The organism is Undibacterium sp. RuTC16W (assembly GCF_049339445.1).
GTDB lineage: Bacteria > Pseudomonadota > Gammaproteobacteria > Burkholderiales > Burkholderiaceae_D > Undibacterium.
On sequence record NZ_JBMPPE010000012.1, the window covers coordinates 64,394 to 80,244 of the forward strand.

The 15,851-nt window shown below is 47.3% G+C and carries 16 protein-coding genes; 1 reads left to right on the forward strand and 15 read right to left on the reverse strand.

Going from position 1 to position 15,851, the window contains the following annotated elements; all coding sequences use genetic code 11:
* Positions 1–28: 28 nt before the first annotated feature.
* From fliL to fliF, 7 genes are all read right to left on the reverse strand, one after another.
* A complete protein-coding gene (gene fliL / locus ACO0K4_RS18310; RefSeq protein WP_422958116.1) occupies positions 29–532 on the reverse strand; it encodes a flagellar basal body-associated protein FliL in 504 nt (167 codons plus the stop codon).
* Positions 533–1,001: 469 nt separating this feature from the next.
* Positions 1,002–2,378 (reverse strand): flagellar hook-length control protein FliK, encoded by a 1,377-nt coding sequence (locus ACO0K4_RS18315; RefSeq protein WP_422958117.1) that lies wholly within the window; start codon positions 2,376–2,378, stop codon positions 1,002–1,004.
* Between the two features lie 110 nt (positions 2,379–2,488).
* Positions 2,489–2,902: a flagellar export protein FliJ gene (gene fliJ / locus ACO0K4_RS18320; protein ID WP_422958118.1), complete on the reverse strand. Its 414-nt coding sequence runs from the start codon at positions 2,900–2,902 to the stop codon at positions 2,489–2,491.
* 60 nt (positions 2,903–2,962) lie between these two features.
* Positions 2,963–4,276 (reverse strand): flagellar protein export ATPase FliI, encoded by a 1,314-nt coding sequence (fliI, locus tag ACO0K4_RS18325; RefSeq protein WP_422958165.1) that lies wholly within the window; start codon positions 4,274–4,276, stop codon positions 2,963–2,965.
* Positions 4,277–4,370: 94 nt separating this feature from the next.
* Positions 4,371–5,042: a flagellar assembly protein FliH gene (locus tag ACO0K4_RS18330; RefSeq protein ID WP_422958119.1), complete on the reverse strand. Its 672-nt coding sequence runs from the start codon at positions 5,040–5,042 to the stop codon at positions 4,371–4,373.
* A complete protein-coding gene (fliG, locus tag ACO0K4_RS18335; RefSeq protein WP_422958120.1) occupies positions 5,035–6,030 on the reverse strand; it encodes a flagellar motor switch protein FliG in 996 nt (331 codons plus the stop codon). The genes ACO0K4_RS18330 and fliG overlap by 8 nt, the downstream gene beginning before the upstream one ends.
* Positions 6,023–7,735 (reverse strand): flagellar basal-body MS-ring/collar protein FliF, encoded by a 1,713-nt coding sequence (fliF, locus tag ACO0K4_RS18340; RefSeq protein ID WP_422958121.1) that lies wholly within the window; start codon positions 7,733–7,735, stop codon positions 6,023–6,025. Before fliF ends, fliG begins: the two co-directional genes overlap by 8 nt.
* A 206-nt stretch (positions 7,736–7,941) precedes the next feature.
* On the opposite strand from fliF, the gene fliE reads away from it, so the two are divergent.
* A complete protein-coding gene (fliE, locus tag ACO0K4_RS18345) occupies positions 7,942–8,307 on the forward strand; it encodes a flagellar hook-basal body complex protein FliE (RefSeq protein WP_422958122.1) in 366 nt (121 codons plus the stop codon).
* Positions 8,308–8,432: 125 nt separating this feature from the next.
* Here the strand turns inward: fliE and ACO0K4_RS18350 are convergent, their stop codons facing one another.
* The 8 genes from ACO0K4_RS18350 to ACO0K4_RS18385 form a co-directional block, all read right to left on the reverse strand.
* Positions 8,433–9,194: a flagellar brake protein gene (locus ACO0K4_RS18350; protein WP_422958123.1), complete on the reverse strand. Its 762-nt coding sequence runs from the start codon at positions 9,192–9,194 to the stop codon at positions 8,433–8,435.
* A 34-nt stretch (positions 9,195–9,228) separates the two neighbouring features.
* On the reverse strand, positions 9,229–9,534 hold the full coding sequence (locus ACO0K4_RS18355; RefSeq protein WP_422958124.1) for an EscU/YscU/HrcU family type III secretion system export apparatus switch protein: 306 nt from the start codon (positions 9,532–9,534) through the stop codon (positions 9,229–9,231).
* A complete protein-coding gene (locus tag ACO0K4_RS18360; protein ID WP_422958125.1) occupies positions 9,521–10,678 on the reverse strand; it encodes a flagellar hook-length control protein FliK in 1,158 nt (385 codons plus the stop codon). Before ACO0K4_RS18360 ends, ACO0K4_RS18355 begins: the two co-directional genes overlap by 14 nt.
* 18 nt (positions 10,679–10,696) lie before the next feature.
* Positions 10,697–11,014, reverse strand: a complete 318-nt coding sequence (locus ACO0K4_RS18365; RefSeq protein ID WP_422958126.1) for a flagellar protein FliT — start codon at positions 11,012–11,014, stop codon at positions 10,697–10,699.
* 15 nt (positions 11,015–11,029) lie between these two features.
* Entirely contained in the window at positions 11,030–11,497 is a 468-nt protein-coding gene (gene fliS / locus ACO0K4_RS18370) for a flagellar export chaperone FliS (protein WP_422958127.1), read from the reverse strand.
* 60 nt (positions 11,498–11,557) lie between these two features.
* Positions 11,558–13,570 carry a flagellar filament capping protein FliD gene (gene fliD / locus ACO0K4_RS18375; protein WP_422958128.1) on the reverse strand — a complete coding sequence of 671 codons (2,013 nt, stop codon included), beginning with the start codon at positions 13,568–13,570 and terminating at the stop codon, positions 11,558–11,560.
* Positions 13,571–13,684: 114 nt separating this feature from the next.
* Positions 13,685–14,065 (reverse strand): flagellar protein FlaG, encoded by a 381-nt coding sequence (locus ACO0K4_RS18380; RefSeq protein ID WP_422958129.1) that lies wholly within the window; start codon positions 14,063–14,065, stop codon positions 13,685–13,687.
* A 98-nt stretch (positions 14,066–14,163) separates the two neighbouring features.
* Positions 14,164–15,651 (reverse strand): flagellin, encoded by a 1,488-nt coding sequence (locus tag ACO0K4_RS18385; protein ID WP_422958130.1) that lies wholly within the window; start codon positions 15,649–15,651, stop codon positions 14,164–14,166.
* Positions 15,652–15,851: the final 200 nt, after the last annotated feature.

Here is a 15,851-nt window from a genome sequence, read left to right on the forward strand (position 1 = left end):
TCCTTGGTATTAACATGATGGTTTGAGACTATTGAATCACGAACGAGGTAAAGAAAACGCCAGACAATTTTTGCGGCTCTCCTTTTGGTGAGAACGGTAATTTAACCTGGTCGACAATTTCTCCCGCCAATTGTTCTTTGCCCTCAGAAGTCAGAATTTCGCTTGCCTGCTTGCTTGACAATAGCATTAACAGACGACTACGCACCTGAGCGTTATTCGCCTTGATCAGATTCACTTGCTCTTCGTCCTGAACTTGTAAGGTCATGCTGACTTGCAGATATTTATCACCGTTTTCAGACTGTAAGTTCACTGTAAAAGGTTCTAATGCCAAGAATACCGGTGCTTTTGCCGGTTCCGCTTTGTGTTCTTTTTCTTTAGATGCAGCATTCTTTTTCGACAGGAAAATCGCAGCACCACCACCGACACCTGCCAGCACTAATACACCTGCCACTATCATGATGATCAGTTTTTTCTTGGATTTGCCTGCAGGTGCTGCATTTGCTTCTGCTGCCTTCGCTGGTGCTTTAGACATTTTTTCCTCTCAAACGATGCACTTCGTTCATGCATCTATCATGTTTCACATTATCTGCAATAGTTGATCAATGACATCCAAGAAACAGAGGGCATATTCCCGCTCATCTTTTCATTTCTCATGATCGCCGGTATTGCTCGTTTAGTCAGATTGGTCTTGTGTTGTGTCTTCAAAATAGCGATTTTGAAGTGCTCGCCGCTTTTATGGGCGCCGTATTTCGATGGTATCTGATCATCGACAACATAACTGACATTGAAAGACCATTCTCAGACTATTTTACATGCGAAAGATCTGCTTACAGAGGTGCACAGCGTATTTGCGACAGAATTGTCCGTTCGCTTAGTGCTAAGGTGTGAATTGTCGACTGCGGAGAAATTTATGTTCCAGCTCAGCGGGGAAGTGGCAGAATTGTCTGCGCTTCCTTTTTGATCAGATAACGGCTTATTGCTCGATGAAATCCTTGCCAGGACTAGGCAAAGGTATCGACACCACCGATTTTTGCCGTATTTCTTTTTACTATCGTTGTTGTCGCGCTGGTGTCAGTCTCGTTATTCCCGTTTGTCTGACGTGAGGCACTAAGGCCTGAGCGACTCTCAGGTTGTTGATTGTTTTGTTGTGAGGCCTGTGAGTTAACCGAGAAGCCAGATAATTGCACACCTGCATCATTCATCATTTGCTTTAATCTTGGCAACGCGGCCTCCAAAGCTTCCCGCACTTCTGGCTGAGCTGAACTGAAGGTCGCACTGGCCTGATCATTGCTGACACTTAGAACAATTTGTAATGGTCCGAGGTCTGGTGGATTAAGTGTCAATTCGGCAGTCTGTTCGCCGCCAGCGACCATCCAGACGACTTTTTGACCTACTGCCTGATCCCAGGCTGAGCTGCCTACCCGCGGCGATAGATGCTCCGCGGCCATGGTGCTGGCGACCTGGTTCGTGCTGATCGCAAATTGTTGGGCAAAGTTATGTGATACCTGAGGAATTGCCGGTGCGGCATCCTGCAATTTTTCTAAGGAGGTATTTTTCCCTGTCACACTATTTTTAACTGAGTCAGCCGCGAATTGCGCTACTGTCTTCGGCGAATTTTTTTCGTTGGCAGATAGTGCAGCTTCTGCCAGAGGCTCAGCTTTGTCTTTTGTTTTGCCTTGAGAAAGCTGCTCATCTGCCAGTGTCAAACTGGTTTTATCTTCAGGCAAAATACTCTGCTTCAACTCAGCTTGATTGTTTTCACCCGTTTTTACCAGCGTGGCTGTACCGATTTTGCCAGTCGCTGTTAAGTTGGCGTCAGGCAGGTCTTTGGTATTGGTACGCAACTGCGCTGCCACCGCGCCGGATGTGTCGACGATTGCCAGAGCCGGATCGTTTGTTTTGGCTTCATCTTTGATACTAGCGTCGACTTTGGCTGTGTCCGTTGAAAATTGTCCAATATTGCCGACCAGCGCAATGAGCTGTGCATTATTTGCCTGCTCTGCGTTGTCAGCTTTGTCGATATTGCTATGGTCGTTCGCTGCCTGATCGTCGCCGCTATTGGCGCTGGTTTTGTTTTTATCGACTTTATTGTCGTTGTTACTTGCCGTGTCTGATTTTGTCGCTTGTGCAGTGTTGGATGCCGGCGTCTGGTTATTGGCAGATTTATTTACGTTGCTGGCTGCAGAAGTTATGTTTTTTTGCGGAGGTGTTGGTACGTTTGCGACCTCTTTGGGTTTTTGCTGAGTGATTTCTTTGTTCAGAAATTGATTAAATGAGGTGCCGGAACTGGCGCTGCTGGATACGTTATTCTGTTTGGCAGAATGAGAAGCAGAAGTCGAGATGGTATCAGTCGAGCTTGGAATGAGTGCTGTTTGCATATGGTCACCAACATTATCATTAAAAGAAAACTCATCTATCGGTCTGAGTACAAAGTGGCCTGCTGACCTTATGTAATCTCATTCATTTGCATTGATGAACTGGTGTGCAGTCAAGATTTGTAAAAATAACTTCTTGCTGCATGTTCATCCGTTTGTTTCTGGTCCAGCTTGTTTTCTTTTTTCAGCACATCGGCTTGTGCCCGGTTATGCAAAATGCCGTAAGAAAGTCGTTTTTTTTCACATTCCTGCCAAAGACTTCGTGCCTTACTGACGCGATATTCGGCGTCTTTAACAATTTTTTTTTGCCCGTCAACTGCGCTATCCAGCTTGTATATAAACGATTGAAAATTCATATACTGTCCTGCACTCAACCCAGCCGCTGCACCATTCTGAAATCGCACAACATAATCATCACGGTATTGTAGGAGTAGCGACAATTGCTTTTCTGTTTCCTCCAGAGCACGAATTGCCTTGCCTATATTTTTGGCAGCGTCATCCGTATCTTTTTCAGCCAGTTCAATCAATGTGCTGATGGGAGACTTTTTTGTCATTTCAATCTAAGTATAGTGGAGATGAAGCGAAATCTAAGCGTTGAATAGAGCTGAAAGTCCCTGCAAGCTCTCGGTTATGGTCGATTTTTCAAGAATGTCTTGTTGTAAAAACGCGTTGATATGTGGATACAGTCGTATTGCCTCATCCAATAACGGGTCTGACCCGGCAGAATAGGCACCAACACTGATCAGATCACGGCTGCGCTCATAGCGTGAGTATAGTTGTTTTAATTTTCTTGCGAGTTTTTGATGTTCTGGCGACGTAATACTGTGCATTGCACGGCTGATGGATTGTTCAATATCAATCGCAGGATAATGACCACTCTCTGCAAGAGTACGATCCAGAACGATATGGCCGTCGAGAATCGCGCGGGCGGCATCGGCGATCGGATCTTGCTGGTCATCACCCTCGGTGAGTACCGTGTAAAAGGCTGTAATAGAACCGCCGCCTTCAATACCATTGCCAGCACGCTCAACCAGAATCGGTAACTTAGCAAAGACGGAGGGTGGGTAACCTTTGGTTGCGGGCGGCTCACCGATCGCCAGGGCGATTTCACGTTGTGCCATGGCGTAACGGGTCAGTGAATCCATGATCAGCAAGACGCTTTTGCCCTGATCTCTGAAATATTCTGCAATCGTCGTCGCGTAGGCGGCTCCTTGCAGGCGCAACAGTGGCGGGGCATCGGCTGGTGCCGCGACGACTACAGCTCTTGCCAGGCCTTCCTCGCCCAGAATTTGCTCAATGAACTCTTTGACTTCGCGACCACGCTCACCAATCAGACCAACTACGATGACATCCGCCGTGGTGTAGCGCGCCATCATGCCCAGCAAGACACTTTTACCCACGCCAGAGCCTGCAAACAAACCCAGGCGCTGACCACGGCCTACGCTCAGCATGCTATTAATGGCACGGACACCAACATCCAGCGTGTCAATAATTGGAGCGCGTAATAAAGGATTGTAGATGCGCGATCCTAACGGGGCTGATTCTGTTGCCATCAGCGGACCAAGTGAATCTAAGGGCTTGCCGTTGCCATCGAGGACGCGGCCAAGTAATTCGTAGCCGACTGGCAAGTGTCTAGTCCGGTCGCTAGGTCGTCTCCGAGGGTGTTTACTATTTCCTAGAAACAGGGCCTCTTCTGCATAAACAGGTGTGCCTGGTGTTACGCCACTGAGATCGCTGTGTGGCATTAAAAAGAGGCGATCGCCATCAAATCCGACGACCTCTGCATCAATAGTTGAGCCGCTTTGTAAATGCACACTGCAAGCGCTGCCAACGGGCAGTTTTAATCCGACAGCCTCCATGACCAGACCTGTGACTTTAGTCACCCTGCCTGCTGATAGCATTGGCTGTACATGAGCAAGCTGATCTTTGCTGTTGTCGATCAGTTTTTGCCAAGACTCGGATAGTGGGGGGCGCATGGTGTCGATGATATGGCGATTACGGCATTGATTTTTTGACGGCTTCAGCAATACGGCGCCAGCGTGTTTCTACTGTTGCATCAATCAGATTTTGAGCGGTTTCAATCTTACATCCACCTCGCTCAATATGGCTGTCTGCATGAATGCGCCATCCTGCGTTGATGAGTTCATCTCCGGTACGAAGCTTGAGAACTTCTGCATCAGCAGGATTAACAAAAATTTGCGCTGGTTGCTGCATAGAGGAAAGGGAGTCAATCGCCTCTCTGACAATGGGAAGAATCGCTTCAGGATCAATGTCAATACGGGTTCTGAGCATACGCTCAGCGAGCTCCAGAGCCAAGCCCAGTAATTCCGAGCCCATTACGGTGCTTGCGGTGTTGATTTGTTCCGATACGCTTTTCGTGAGTGACTGAAGTTGAAGTGCTTCGGTCTCTATCAAGGTTTTTGTATCCGCGTAGGCAGCGTTTTTACCTTCTTGCAGTCCGCTGATATATCCTTCTTCATAGCCATTTGCGTAGCCGTCTTTATGTGAGCTTTCTTTCAGACGCTGAATTTCTTCCAGATTAATTTTTTCAGCCAGGGTTGACGCTACTTTTTTTTCGGCTTGATGCGAAGGACGGTCGTCGCCAAAAGATGCCATTTCCCAGCGCTGGAAAGGGGAGAGACTTCCTTTAGAAATGACGCTAGACATACGCGTCCTCACCTTTAGCTCCCAGCATGATTTGACCTTCATCTGCAAGGCGTCGTACGATCAGCAGAATTTGTTTTTGTTGCGCCTCTACTTCAGATAAACGTACCGGACCTTTTGACTCCAGATCCTCGCGCATCATTTCGGCAGCGCGCTGAGACATATTTTTAAAGATTTTTTCGCGCATATCAGGATTAGCACCTTTCAATGCGACGATCAAGGAATCTGACTGTACTTCACGCAGAAGAAGCTGAATGCCCTTGTCATCGATTTCCAGAATATTATCAAAGACGAACATTTCATCCATGATTTTTTCTGCCATATCACCATCGTACTTACGTAAATTCTCCATGACTGAGGCTTCATTGTCACCACTCATGAAGTTAAGGATTTCTGCTGCAGCACGGACGCCGCCGATAGATTTTTTCTTCAGGCTTTCATTGCCAGTCAGGAGTTTTGTCAGTACATCATTTAATTCGCGAAGGGCAGTTGGCTGAATACCATCGAGCGTCGCAATACGTAATACGACGTCGTTACGTAGTCGTTCTGTAAACTGATTCAGAATCTCACATGCCTGATCGCTTTCCAGATGTACGAGAATCGTGGCGACGATTTGCGGATGTTCATTTTTGATCAGGTCAGCTACCGATGGCGAGTCCATCCACTTCAGGCTCTCGATCCCGCTGGCATCTTTGCCACCTAAAATACGGTTCAGCAAAGAGGAGGCTTTGTCATCGCCGAGCGCTTTGGTCAAGACATTACGAATGTATTCGTCCGAATCCAGCCCTACTGAAGAGCTCAGATCCGCTGCCGCCCTGAATTCCTCAAGAACTTTGGCAATATTTTCATGCGGAATGGCGCCGATGGTTGCCATCGCAGCACCAATTTTTTGTACTTCTCTAGGGCCAAGATATTTCATCACTTCTGCCGCGCCGTCTTCCCCCAGCGCCAGCATCAGAGTAGCCGCTTTTTGTACGCCCTCGTCACTCATTGGTCACCCATGTCTTGATTACGTTCGCTACGATTTTCGGATCTGTACTGGCCAATTGTTTGGCCAGATCTAAATTCGATTCGTATCCTGTCGACGCCTTAATGATATTGCCATCTGCGTCTTTGGATAAATTGACTATAGCTGCCTCTTCTTCTTCCTCTTCTTTTTGTTTAGCCAGGGCTTTTTCATTTTCTATTGCCAGCGCCTCTTCTTGCTCACGTTTTTTGGTCTTTTCGTCTCTGCCCATCATTTTGTATAACATTGGGCGCAGGTAACCAAAGAACAGATAGGCGAGGGCGATTGCGGTGAGTAGGTATTTGCCTGCTTCTTTCGCCATCTGGATGCTGTCTGGTTGTTTCCAGATCGGTATATCCACTATAGATTCTTTTTCTGGACCGGCAAATGGGCTGTTGACAACATTCAGCGTATCGCCACGCTCTTTGTTGAACCCCATGGCCTCTCTGATCAGATCAGTTAGCTGGTTTTTTTCTACATCGGTGAGAGCTCTGGTAGTGACTTTGCCGTTCTTGTCTGTTTCTGATTTGTAGTTAATCACGACCGCGACGGATAGACGTTTTACCCCCCCCATAGCTTGCTGCGTGTAGCGGATGGTTTTATCAACTTCATAATTAACGGTGGAGTCTTTTTGCATCAGACCTGCATTCGACGCACCGGTACTTTGAGCCGCCGCACCGCTGGCAATGATTGGTGCCGTAGCCGGTACGGGCGGCTGATTGCTCAGGGCGCCTGGGATGCCAGACGCATTAGCTGTTTTATTATAGCTTTCGCTCGACTGCTGACTACGTATCGTTGAGGATTCTGGCGGAGAGTTAGGGCGATAACTTTCGGCAGCTTGCTCGCTACGCGAAAAATCAATATCAGCAGTTGCTTCTGCCCTGACATTATTGGTGCCTACGATGGGTGAGATGATGGACTCTATGCGTTTAATAATATTTTGCTGGAAATCCTGTACGTATTTGAGTTGTGCCGGATCAAGAGTGTTATTGCCCATTTGTTTTGTCGGGTCGGACAGCAGATTGCCATTTTGATCGACAATGGTGACGTTTTTGACGTTTAATTCAGGCACACTGCTGGCGACCAGATGTAAGATTGCACCGACTTGCTGCTGATCGAGATTGCGGCCCGGATAAAGATTCAGTAGCACGGACGCTGTGGGTTTTTGCTGGTCGCGGATAAATACGGACGATTTAGGAATGGCTAAATGTACCCGAGCCGCCTGCACTGAGGAGACCGCCTGAATGGAGCGCGCTAACTCACCTTCGAGCGCACGTTGGAAATTGACTTGCTCCAGAAACTGGGAGATGCCGAGTTTTTGGTTTTCCATGAGTTCAAAACCGACATTGCCGCCTTTGGGCAATCCCTGAGACGCCAGTTTTAATCTGGCGTCATGAACTTGATTTGCCGGAACTAAAATCGCGCTGCCACCCTCAGAATATTTATATGGGATATTCATTTGCTGCAAGGATGCAACAATGGCTCCCCCATCACGATCATTGAAATTTGAGAACAGGACTTTGTAGTCAGGCGTCTGGCTCCAAAGCCAGATACCTATCATCATGGCAAGCGTAATGGCTGCACCGACACCTAGTATGATGTTTCTCAGACCCGGTGTTTGCGGAAAACCCAAAAAGGTAGGTAAGTCCGCTCCTGGCGCAGTCAGAACCGCTTCATTAGCTGTTGCCATGGTCAACCTCGCGTCGGGATATCATCAAATCATCGTGTTGCATATTAAATCCATGTTGGGGTTTTTCCTTGATACTGATTGTGATGCGATTTTTAAAAATCAATCCAAGGAAAAAGACATATTTTGTCCCTCTTATCAACGCTACGTTCTTGTTGGTGGCTGCTAAGGTAGCGCAATGGCTTATTGCGACTGAATCGGAGCAAAATATGAAATTAGGCGGAATTGACAACAGTCAGATTAATGCCATGGTGGCACAGCTTAAAGCGGCAGCAGCGCGTATGGAGTCGGCGGTGCCGACCGCAGCCAGTGGCGTTGGTGGTATTAATGGTGAGCCGATAGCACCGGCAAAATTAGATTTTGCGGATGCATTAAAAGCCTCATTAGATCAGGTAAATAATGTACAGATGACTTCTCAGGAGCTGGGAAAGAAATTTGCTCTGGGTGACGATAAGGTCAGTTTGTCTGACGTGATGATATCGATGCAGAAAGCCAATATCTCATTTCAAACAACAGTGCAGGTCAGGAATAAACTGGTGTCTGCTTATCATGACATCATGAATATGCAGATATAGAAATTTCTTTGAATATCAGGAATCAGTGGCGACAGGAACCTGCTGGTCAACGCCAGATCAATGCCAGGTTAGAAGCTCATTCTTCTGTACTCCAGTCATTGCAACTCGCCTGCGCGTAAAGTAGCTTATCGTATTCCGGTCAGTTTGGAGTTGCGTTCTCTCTCGAGCTTCATAATATAGCGCTGAATACTGGCCAGAACAGTGCTGGACAGATTCAGGAATTGACAGCCAAGACGACGGTTCGTTTTGCCGTTCAGCAGTATCAAGTCCTGCGCATTTCTGATTTGCAGATCGACGTCAATTAAACCGATTCCCGGGAAGTCGATTTTGCAATGTTCGTAGGTTGTTCCGATATTGCTATCGAGGAGCTTTTTTTCATCCAGAATAGCAATGCCGCCGCAACTAATATCAACCAGCGAAAATTTGACGGCCTGCGACATGCCTTCATCTTCAACAAAAATCATGCATCGAATAGGATTTGATAGTGGTGTGTTAATCCGGTAATACTCACGACGCTGCAAACGAATGACATTTGTCGGCATGCCGAGCTGTAAAGCCGGGCGATTATCAAATGTAGCTCTTTGCACACCTGAAGACGAAAACTGAATACTGATACGGTCCAGCAAACCTTCAAAAGAAACTCTGGGTGCTTCAACGATGCGTTGATTCGCAAGTTGCCCAGGTGCGCTGTCGATAATTAAACTATTATTTCCGTCGTCAACTTCCAGTATCGATGTAATAAATACTTCCGAGCCTCCATTAATCATCATACTGATTAATTGGTTACTTTCTTTCAGTCCTCGCAACAAGGCAATAATCTCGCGACGTGAGTCGACTTGATAAGGACTTTGATTCTCAGTACCTAGTACCGGAGGAGAAGATTGCATGTTATTAGTATGATTTTGATTTGGGAAGTGACAGTTATTTTTTCTGATCGAGATATATCGTCTGTGTCTCCGACTTCTCAGATTCTATATGGTAAAGCCAAGCGAGCAGTTCTGCAACCGCTCTATATAGCGCTGGAGGAATATCTTTGTCCAGTTCTACCTGCATCAGGAGAGAGACCAATTCTTTTGACTGATGGACAAAAACACCATGCTCCTTGGCTCTGGCGATAATTTGCTCCGCAATCAGCCCTTTTCCTTTTGCGACGACCCGCGGTGCTGAGTCGCCGTTCTGATAGGCTAGAGCTACCGCATTTTGCAATGTTGGCTTAGGTGTTGTCATCTTGTTTGACTGATATGGCATCTAAAGAGGTGCCTGCGCTTTTTAATGAATCGGCTAGTTGAGCGGTATAAGTTTTTAATAGCTCGGCAGTATCTGATTTACTGGTGCGTACATAAAGTTGAATATGTTCACCTCTCAGATGGATCGTTGCTGAGACTGCGCCTAAATGAGGCAACTCAAAACGGACGGTACTTTGCCATGCGTTATCGCTCTCTGCTATGGGGCCATTTTGTTCTTGTTGATCTCTTACAATTTCCCACTGCATGGGTAAATTAGGTAAGAGATTTCCTTGCCAGACGATTTTTTGCTGCTCTAGCGCATCCAGTTGCAAATGGATTAACTGAGTAAGCTCTGTGTTGACAACAGGCTTAGTGGAGACGGAGATGAGTTGATCATCGGGGCTGGTCTGGACGGCTTCTTCGATTTGAAATGATTGTAATGCTTGTGGTTCTCGTCGTATATCTGCCGTAGTGAGCTTGCCTTCTGCCAGATCGGCTAAATGAGATTCGTAAAACAGCCCGCTGGAGGAAATCGTTTTTTGCAACTGAGAAGATAAGTCGGCTGGCGATTTTAATATGTCGCTATGCTCAGCGAGTGGTCTTGTTCCGATCAGGCTATTGGCAGTGCCTTTTTCCTGAGCAAGATGCAGGATGCTATCGATTAGTTTCGCTGTCTGGCTAATTGTAGTCGGGGTGCTCGTTGATGCTGCCAGATCAGGCAATATTTTTGGGGAATTATTGGCTGCTTTGGATAAGTCTGCTGAAATTGTTTCAGCATGATTGCTTGTTATGTCGAGAAGGGTTTGTCCAAGTAGCGCTTGTTTCGGGAAAGTCGCTATAACAGTCTGATTACTTTCGCCAAGTAAAAAGCTAGGGCGGGGATCGACGGTAAGTAGCTTTAAATTTAGAAGATCACCTGCTTTACTGTCAGCAGGAAGATTCATTTTTGCAGTTGTTCCTGCAATTCTCACTAAGAAGCTACCATCATTTAACCGGGAAAGCACTTCGCCCTGTACTTGCCGGCCAATAACCAGCTGAGATAACTTACTGACTGCCTCTTGTCTTGCCTCCCCAAGGGTGGCAACAGCAGACGGCGCTTCAATAGCGACAACGGGCCTTAGCAAATTATCGACCCTTGGCAACATCAGTATTTACCTTATAAATTAGCTCGAACCGTAAGTTCGCGACAGCTTACGATGTGATTCTGAGCTGCGCATGACGTTTGCGAGCTGTGCCATCCAGGGCTCAGTTAAGTTACGGATTTCCTTATCATCAGCGAGGATTTTTCTGATGATCTGAATTTTTCTAGTTCTCAAATCAGGTGACAGTTCTTGCTCAACCTCCCGGATTCGAAGAATTTGTACTTGAGAGGTGCAGTCGCTCTCTAATTTGGACAAAAGATCCCAGTCACCATTGCGTGCCGCACTTAGCATTTGATCGGTAATTGTTGCGACATTCTCGTATATCGAGATCATTTCCATGCTATCCATCATCAATCAAGCCTCAAGAAATTTAGCAGAACGTGGTGCGAGTGCATCGGTGTTTAATACAGGAATTTGAGCAGCAGGCGCTGCCGGTGCAATTGCCTCCCATGAACCGCGCAAATCTTTTAATAAATTCTGTACCTCAATGAGCAGATTTTCATCGTTGTTGATGTTTGCCAGTAACAGACGATTGTTCATGTATTCGTATAACGCATCCAGGCTTGACGCTATTTCACCACCAGCTTTTTTATCAAGACTTGCACGTAGGCCATTATCGATAATAGAGATGGCTTTTGAAATGGACTTGCCTTTGGCCGCAATCTCTCCTGCGTGCATATGTTGAATTGCATTACCTATAGAGACAATCGCACCATCAAACAGCATCACAATCAATTTATGCGGGCTGGCAGCAATGACTCCAGTTTCAATGCCGACTTTAGCGTAAGCATTGGCACCGTTTATTTGAGATGAGCCAAACATAGCGGTTAATCCTCTCTGATATTTTCTAAACTATTATTTTTGTAAATGATTCACTGAAAACTATTTGGTGCTTGCAGTTAATGCCGCTAATTGCTGTGTCAAAAATGAGCTGGTGTTATTGAGATTACTGATAATACTGTCCAGTGCTGTGAATTGCGCCCTATAACGTGCTTCCACGTCGAATAACCTGCTGTTTAATGTGTCGCGTTGATTGCCAATGTCTTTGATGCTGCGGTTGACTCCGTCGGATGCACTTGATATCGATCCGGCTGTCCCTACGACGGTTGACAGCAAATTAGTGATTTGTGTCGCATAGCCTTTAGAGAAGTTGACCGTACCACGAGCACCGACAGAGCCTCCGCTGATTAATATTTTTAGGCCTTCCACAGCCGTTCCCGTGGCTCCGGTTAACGATTGACCTGATCCGGTTGCGCTGACCCCATTGAGCTTGCCTGCCACGTTGATACCTGCCGTGCCTGAGAGCGTGGTGCCTGTCAGGGTAGCTGCACTGGTTCCAGTATTGTCTGCGAGAGAGACATTGGAGGTGCTGCCATAAAGTGTTGATTGAATCTGTAAAAAACCGCTGCTATTGATGGAAGCTATAACAGTAGAGCTGTTATCTTTAAACGTCGTAGTTCCATTGATGGAGGTCTGGATCAGTGTCGCCAGATTAGTCGCACTGTAGGACCCGGCAGCGAGTGCAACAGAGGCTGTCTTGCCGTCCAGGGTAACGTCAATTTTTGTATTGGCAGCGATTGTCGTGTTGCCGGTATTTAAATTAAGATTGCCCAGCAAGCCACCCTGAGCCGCTAACGCGGAAACTTCAACTGAATAGGCACCTTGCTGAGTTGCAGTAGTTGAACTGCTATAACTGATTAAACTGTCAGTTGCCTTGCCAACAGAAGCAAATAAACCACTAATTTCACTGTAGTTATTGTTTAGTGCTGACTGTAATTTGGAGGAGTCAATGGCTAGTGTGCCGTCTTTCTGGAAATTAATACCAATACTGGCAAGTGTGGTGATATTGCCACCCAATCCATTAACCCCCGCAGTTAGGGTCGATCTGATTTGGCTTTGGATATTGCGAGCAGTAGCGTCACCGATTAATATCCCGCCTTTTTTGGAGCTCGCATCATATCCTGTCAGGTTTTTTAGCGTGGACTGTAAATCGTTAAAACCTTTTACAAATCCATTAATTGACGACTGAATGCCACTGGTGTTGGTCGTAAGTGTAAGATTGGTACTACCTATTTTGGCTACATTGACGGTGGTGCCCTGAATGGCGCCGGATACGGCATTTGAGGCGCTGGAAATAGCAATGCCATTGACGGTCAGTGCAGCATTTTGGGCATTCGTAGTCTCAGTCAGGTTTTGGGTGCCTGCCGGATCATAATTCAGCAGATTTTGGATTGTCGCATCGCCTGATGCACTGATTTTCAGGCTGGATGTTGCACCGGTTTTACTAGAGGTAATGACGAGATGGTAGGGCGTAGCACTACCATCGCCAACAATCGTTGCCGTTGCGCCTACGCTGGCGGCATTGATTGCATCACGTATTCCTTGAAGAGAATTGTTTGCGCCATCAATAGTGACCGTCCCAGTTGCTTGCGTAGCATCTTGTGTAAAAGTTGATCCTGTGTAAATGCCGTTGGCAAGAGCTCCTCCGGTAATCGTCCCGAAGTTAAAGCTGATCGTAGTACTGGCACCGCTGCCGATACTCGATGTTGTACTGACTTGTCCCGCACTGGAAATTGTCTGCGCCTGAGCGAGCTTGGTAACATTAATGTTGTAGCTGCCTTGGGTAGAAACACTAGTTGTCGTCGCAGAAAGAATTGACGTGTCGCCAGAGCTGGCCGTCAAGGCCTGAAAGGAACCAAGATTATTTAAGCCGGTCACGTTTGACTGAAATACGCTGAGTGCGCTGTTGAGCGTGCCGTACGCAGACAGTTTGGCTTGAAAACTAGCCTCTTTTTTTGCTAATGTGGTCAGGGGCTGACTTTCAACCTGCATTAACTTAGTAATGAGGCTGTTGACGTCCAGATTCGAGCCGATGCCTGTAGATTGTATGCCCACTTTATTTCCCCTTTTCAGACCGTACTTTACTAAATTAACGGCAAAAGCAAACTAGACTTTAGAGGGGAATTTACCTGCCAATTTAAAATTTAGGCAAATAGCCTGATATGTCGATTATGCCTGTTGTTTAATCAGGAGGCCTTGCAGCTTATCCAGAGAGCGAGATATTTCCAGCACTTCTTCAGACGGTATCTGACGCAACACTTCCTTGGTTTGCTGGTCAACGACCTTCACTACGACGCGATTGCTGTGCTCTTCAACACTGAACTCCAGATCTTGTGACAAAGACTGTATCGTCTTATTAATATCATTGACTGCCTTGGTCACTTTTTCTATGTTTGTCGCAGAACTGGCTGGCGAAGTTGCCTGAACGGCATCTACGGTTTGCGTTGCTGTAGCTGAGCGCTTATATATTGCCGATGTCTCAGGGGTAGGCGAGCGGTCAGTGATCAGTTGTCCTGATTGAGAAGCACTCCCTATCGATCGGATGTCCATGATCTTTCCCTTCAAGAAAAATACCCCTGATCAAGATTTGATCAGGGGGTATGCTTTACACTTTAAGTATAGACCTTATTTACATAAGCCTGCTGTTGTTAACCACGCAACAGGGCCAGAACACCGTTAGGCAAGGCATTAGCCTGAGCCAAAATCGCCGTACCAGCCTGTTGCAATACCTGACCGCGTGTCAGTGCCGCAGTTTCCTGAGCGAAGTCTGCATCACGGATACGGCTGCGGGATGCTGTCAAGTTTTCAGAGTTAGTCTGTAAGCTTGCAATCGCGGAAGAGAAGCGGTTTTGATACGCACCCAGAGAAGCGCGGGAACTATTGATTGACTGTAACGCCGCATCAATAGTCGTCAACGCGGCGGTGGCCCCGGCAGCAGTACCCAGATTCAGCGAGGATACACCCGCACCGACCGTGACCGAAGCCGAAGTGAAGCCGCCGGTCAGGTTGGCAGCTGTCAAACCAGTACCAGTACCGTTAGCCAGAGTGATACCTGCTGAACTAGTAGAGGTCAGGGATAGTGTCGAGGTGCTGACGTCAGTTGCACCGGTTGCCGATACCGTGATACCCGTGTTGGCAGCAGCAGCAGCAGCATTGGTGCTGGCTGTAATAGTGATGTTACGACCATCCGCAGCAGCCAGTGCAACCGCACCAGTTGTTGTATTGAATGTCGCTGTAACACCGGTTTGAGTGCTGATTGCATTAACAGCTGCTGCTACTTGGGCGCCACGTTGTGCGCCGGAAGTCGAAGCGTTCAAGGCACCCAGATTTACGCCGTTAATAGTAACGTCGCCGGAAGCAATTGCTGTTGCAGATGTGCTTGCCGTACCTGCAATAGTGGTGGAGCCTACCGTTGCTGTAACGCCTGTGCTGCCACTGACCGCATTGATTGCTGCTGCTTTGGCAATACCGCTGCCTGTGGAGTTGGAGAAAGATACGCCGTCAGCAGCGGATGCGCCAACCTGGAAACCGTTGATGGACAGGTCGCCAGCAGCCAGAGCTGTGGTAGTCACTGCACCGGCACCGGCTACTGTAGTAGCGTAGCTGGAAGATGCGCCAACACCCAGAGCGCTTGATTTTGCGCTGGAGATGGACGCGATACTGATTTGGTCGTTTGATGTGCCGTTGGCGCCAACCTGGAAGGCTTGTGCTGTGAAGCTGCCGTCCAGCAGATTGACGCCGTTGAAGTTGGTGCTGCTGGCAACGCGATTGATCTCAGAGATCAACTGACTTGCTTCGTTGTTCAGAGCGGCGCGGTCAGAAACGCTGTTGGAGCTGTTGGCAGATTGCACGGCCAGGTCACGGATACGTTGCAAGTTGGAGCCGATCTGTGACAGCGCGCCCTCAGCGGTTTGCGCTAAAGAGATACCGTCGTTGGCGTTACGTGCTGCCTGATTCAGGCCGCCAATTTGCGAGGAGAGACGTTCGGAGATAGCTAAACCCGCCGCGTCGTCTTTTGCACTGTTAATACGCAAACCGGACGACAAGCGTTGGAGGGATGTATTCAGCGCAGATTGAGAAGTGGTCAAATTGCGTTGCGCATTGAGCGATGCAATATTGGTATTGATGACAGTCATGATGTTACTCCTTACCTAAGTTATTCAATTTGGCGAGTTAGCCTTAAACTTTGGTCTGTCTTGATGACTAGTGGACCGCCGTTGAAATTGGTAACGGACAAGAGCTGGAAAATATTAGCTAGTTACCGTAAATAAATATTTATTTTTTTACTCAAGAAATTTGTCTATTCCCGTTAAACGGCAGTATTTAAAAATACTTA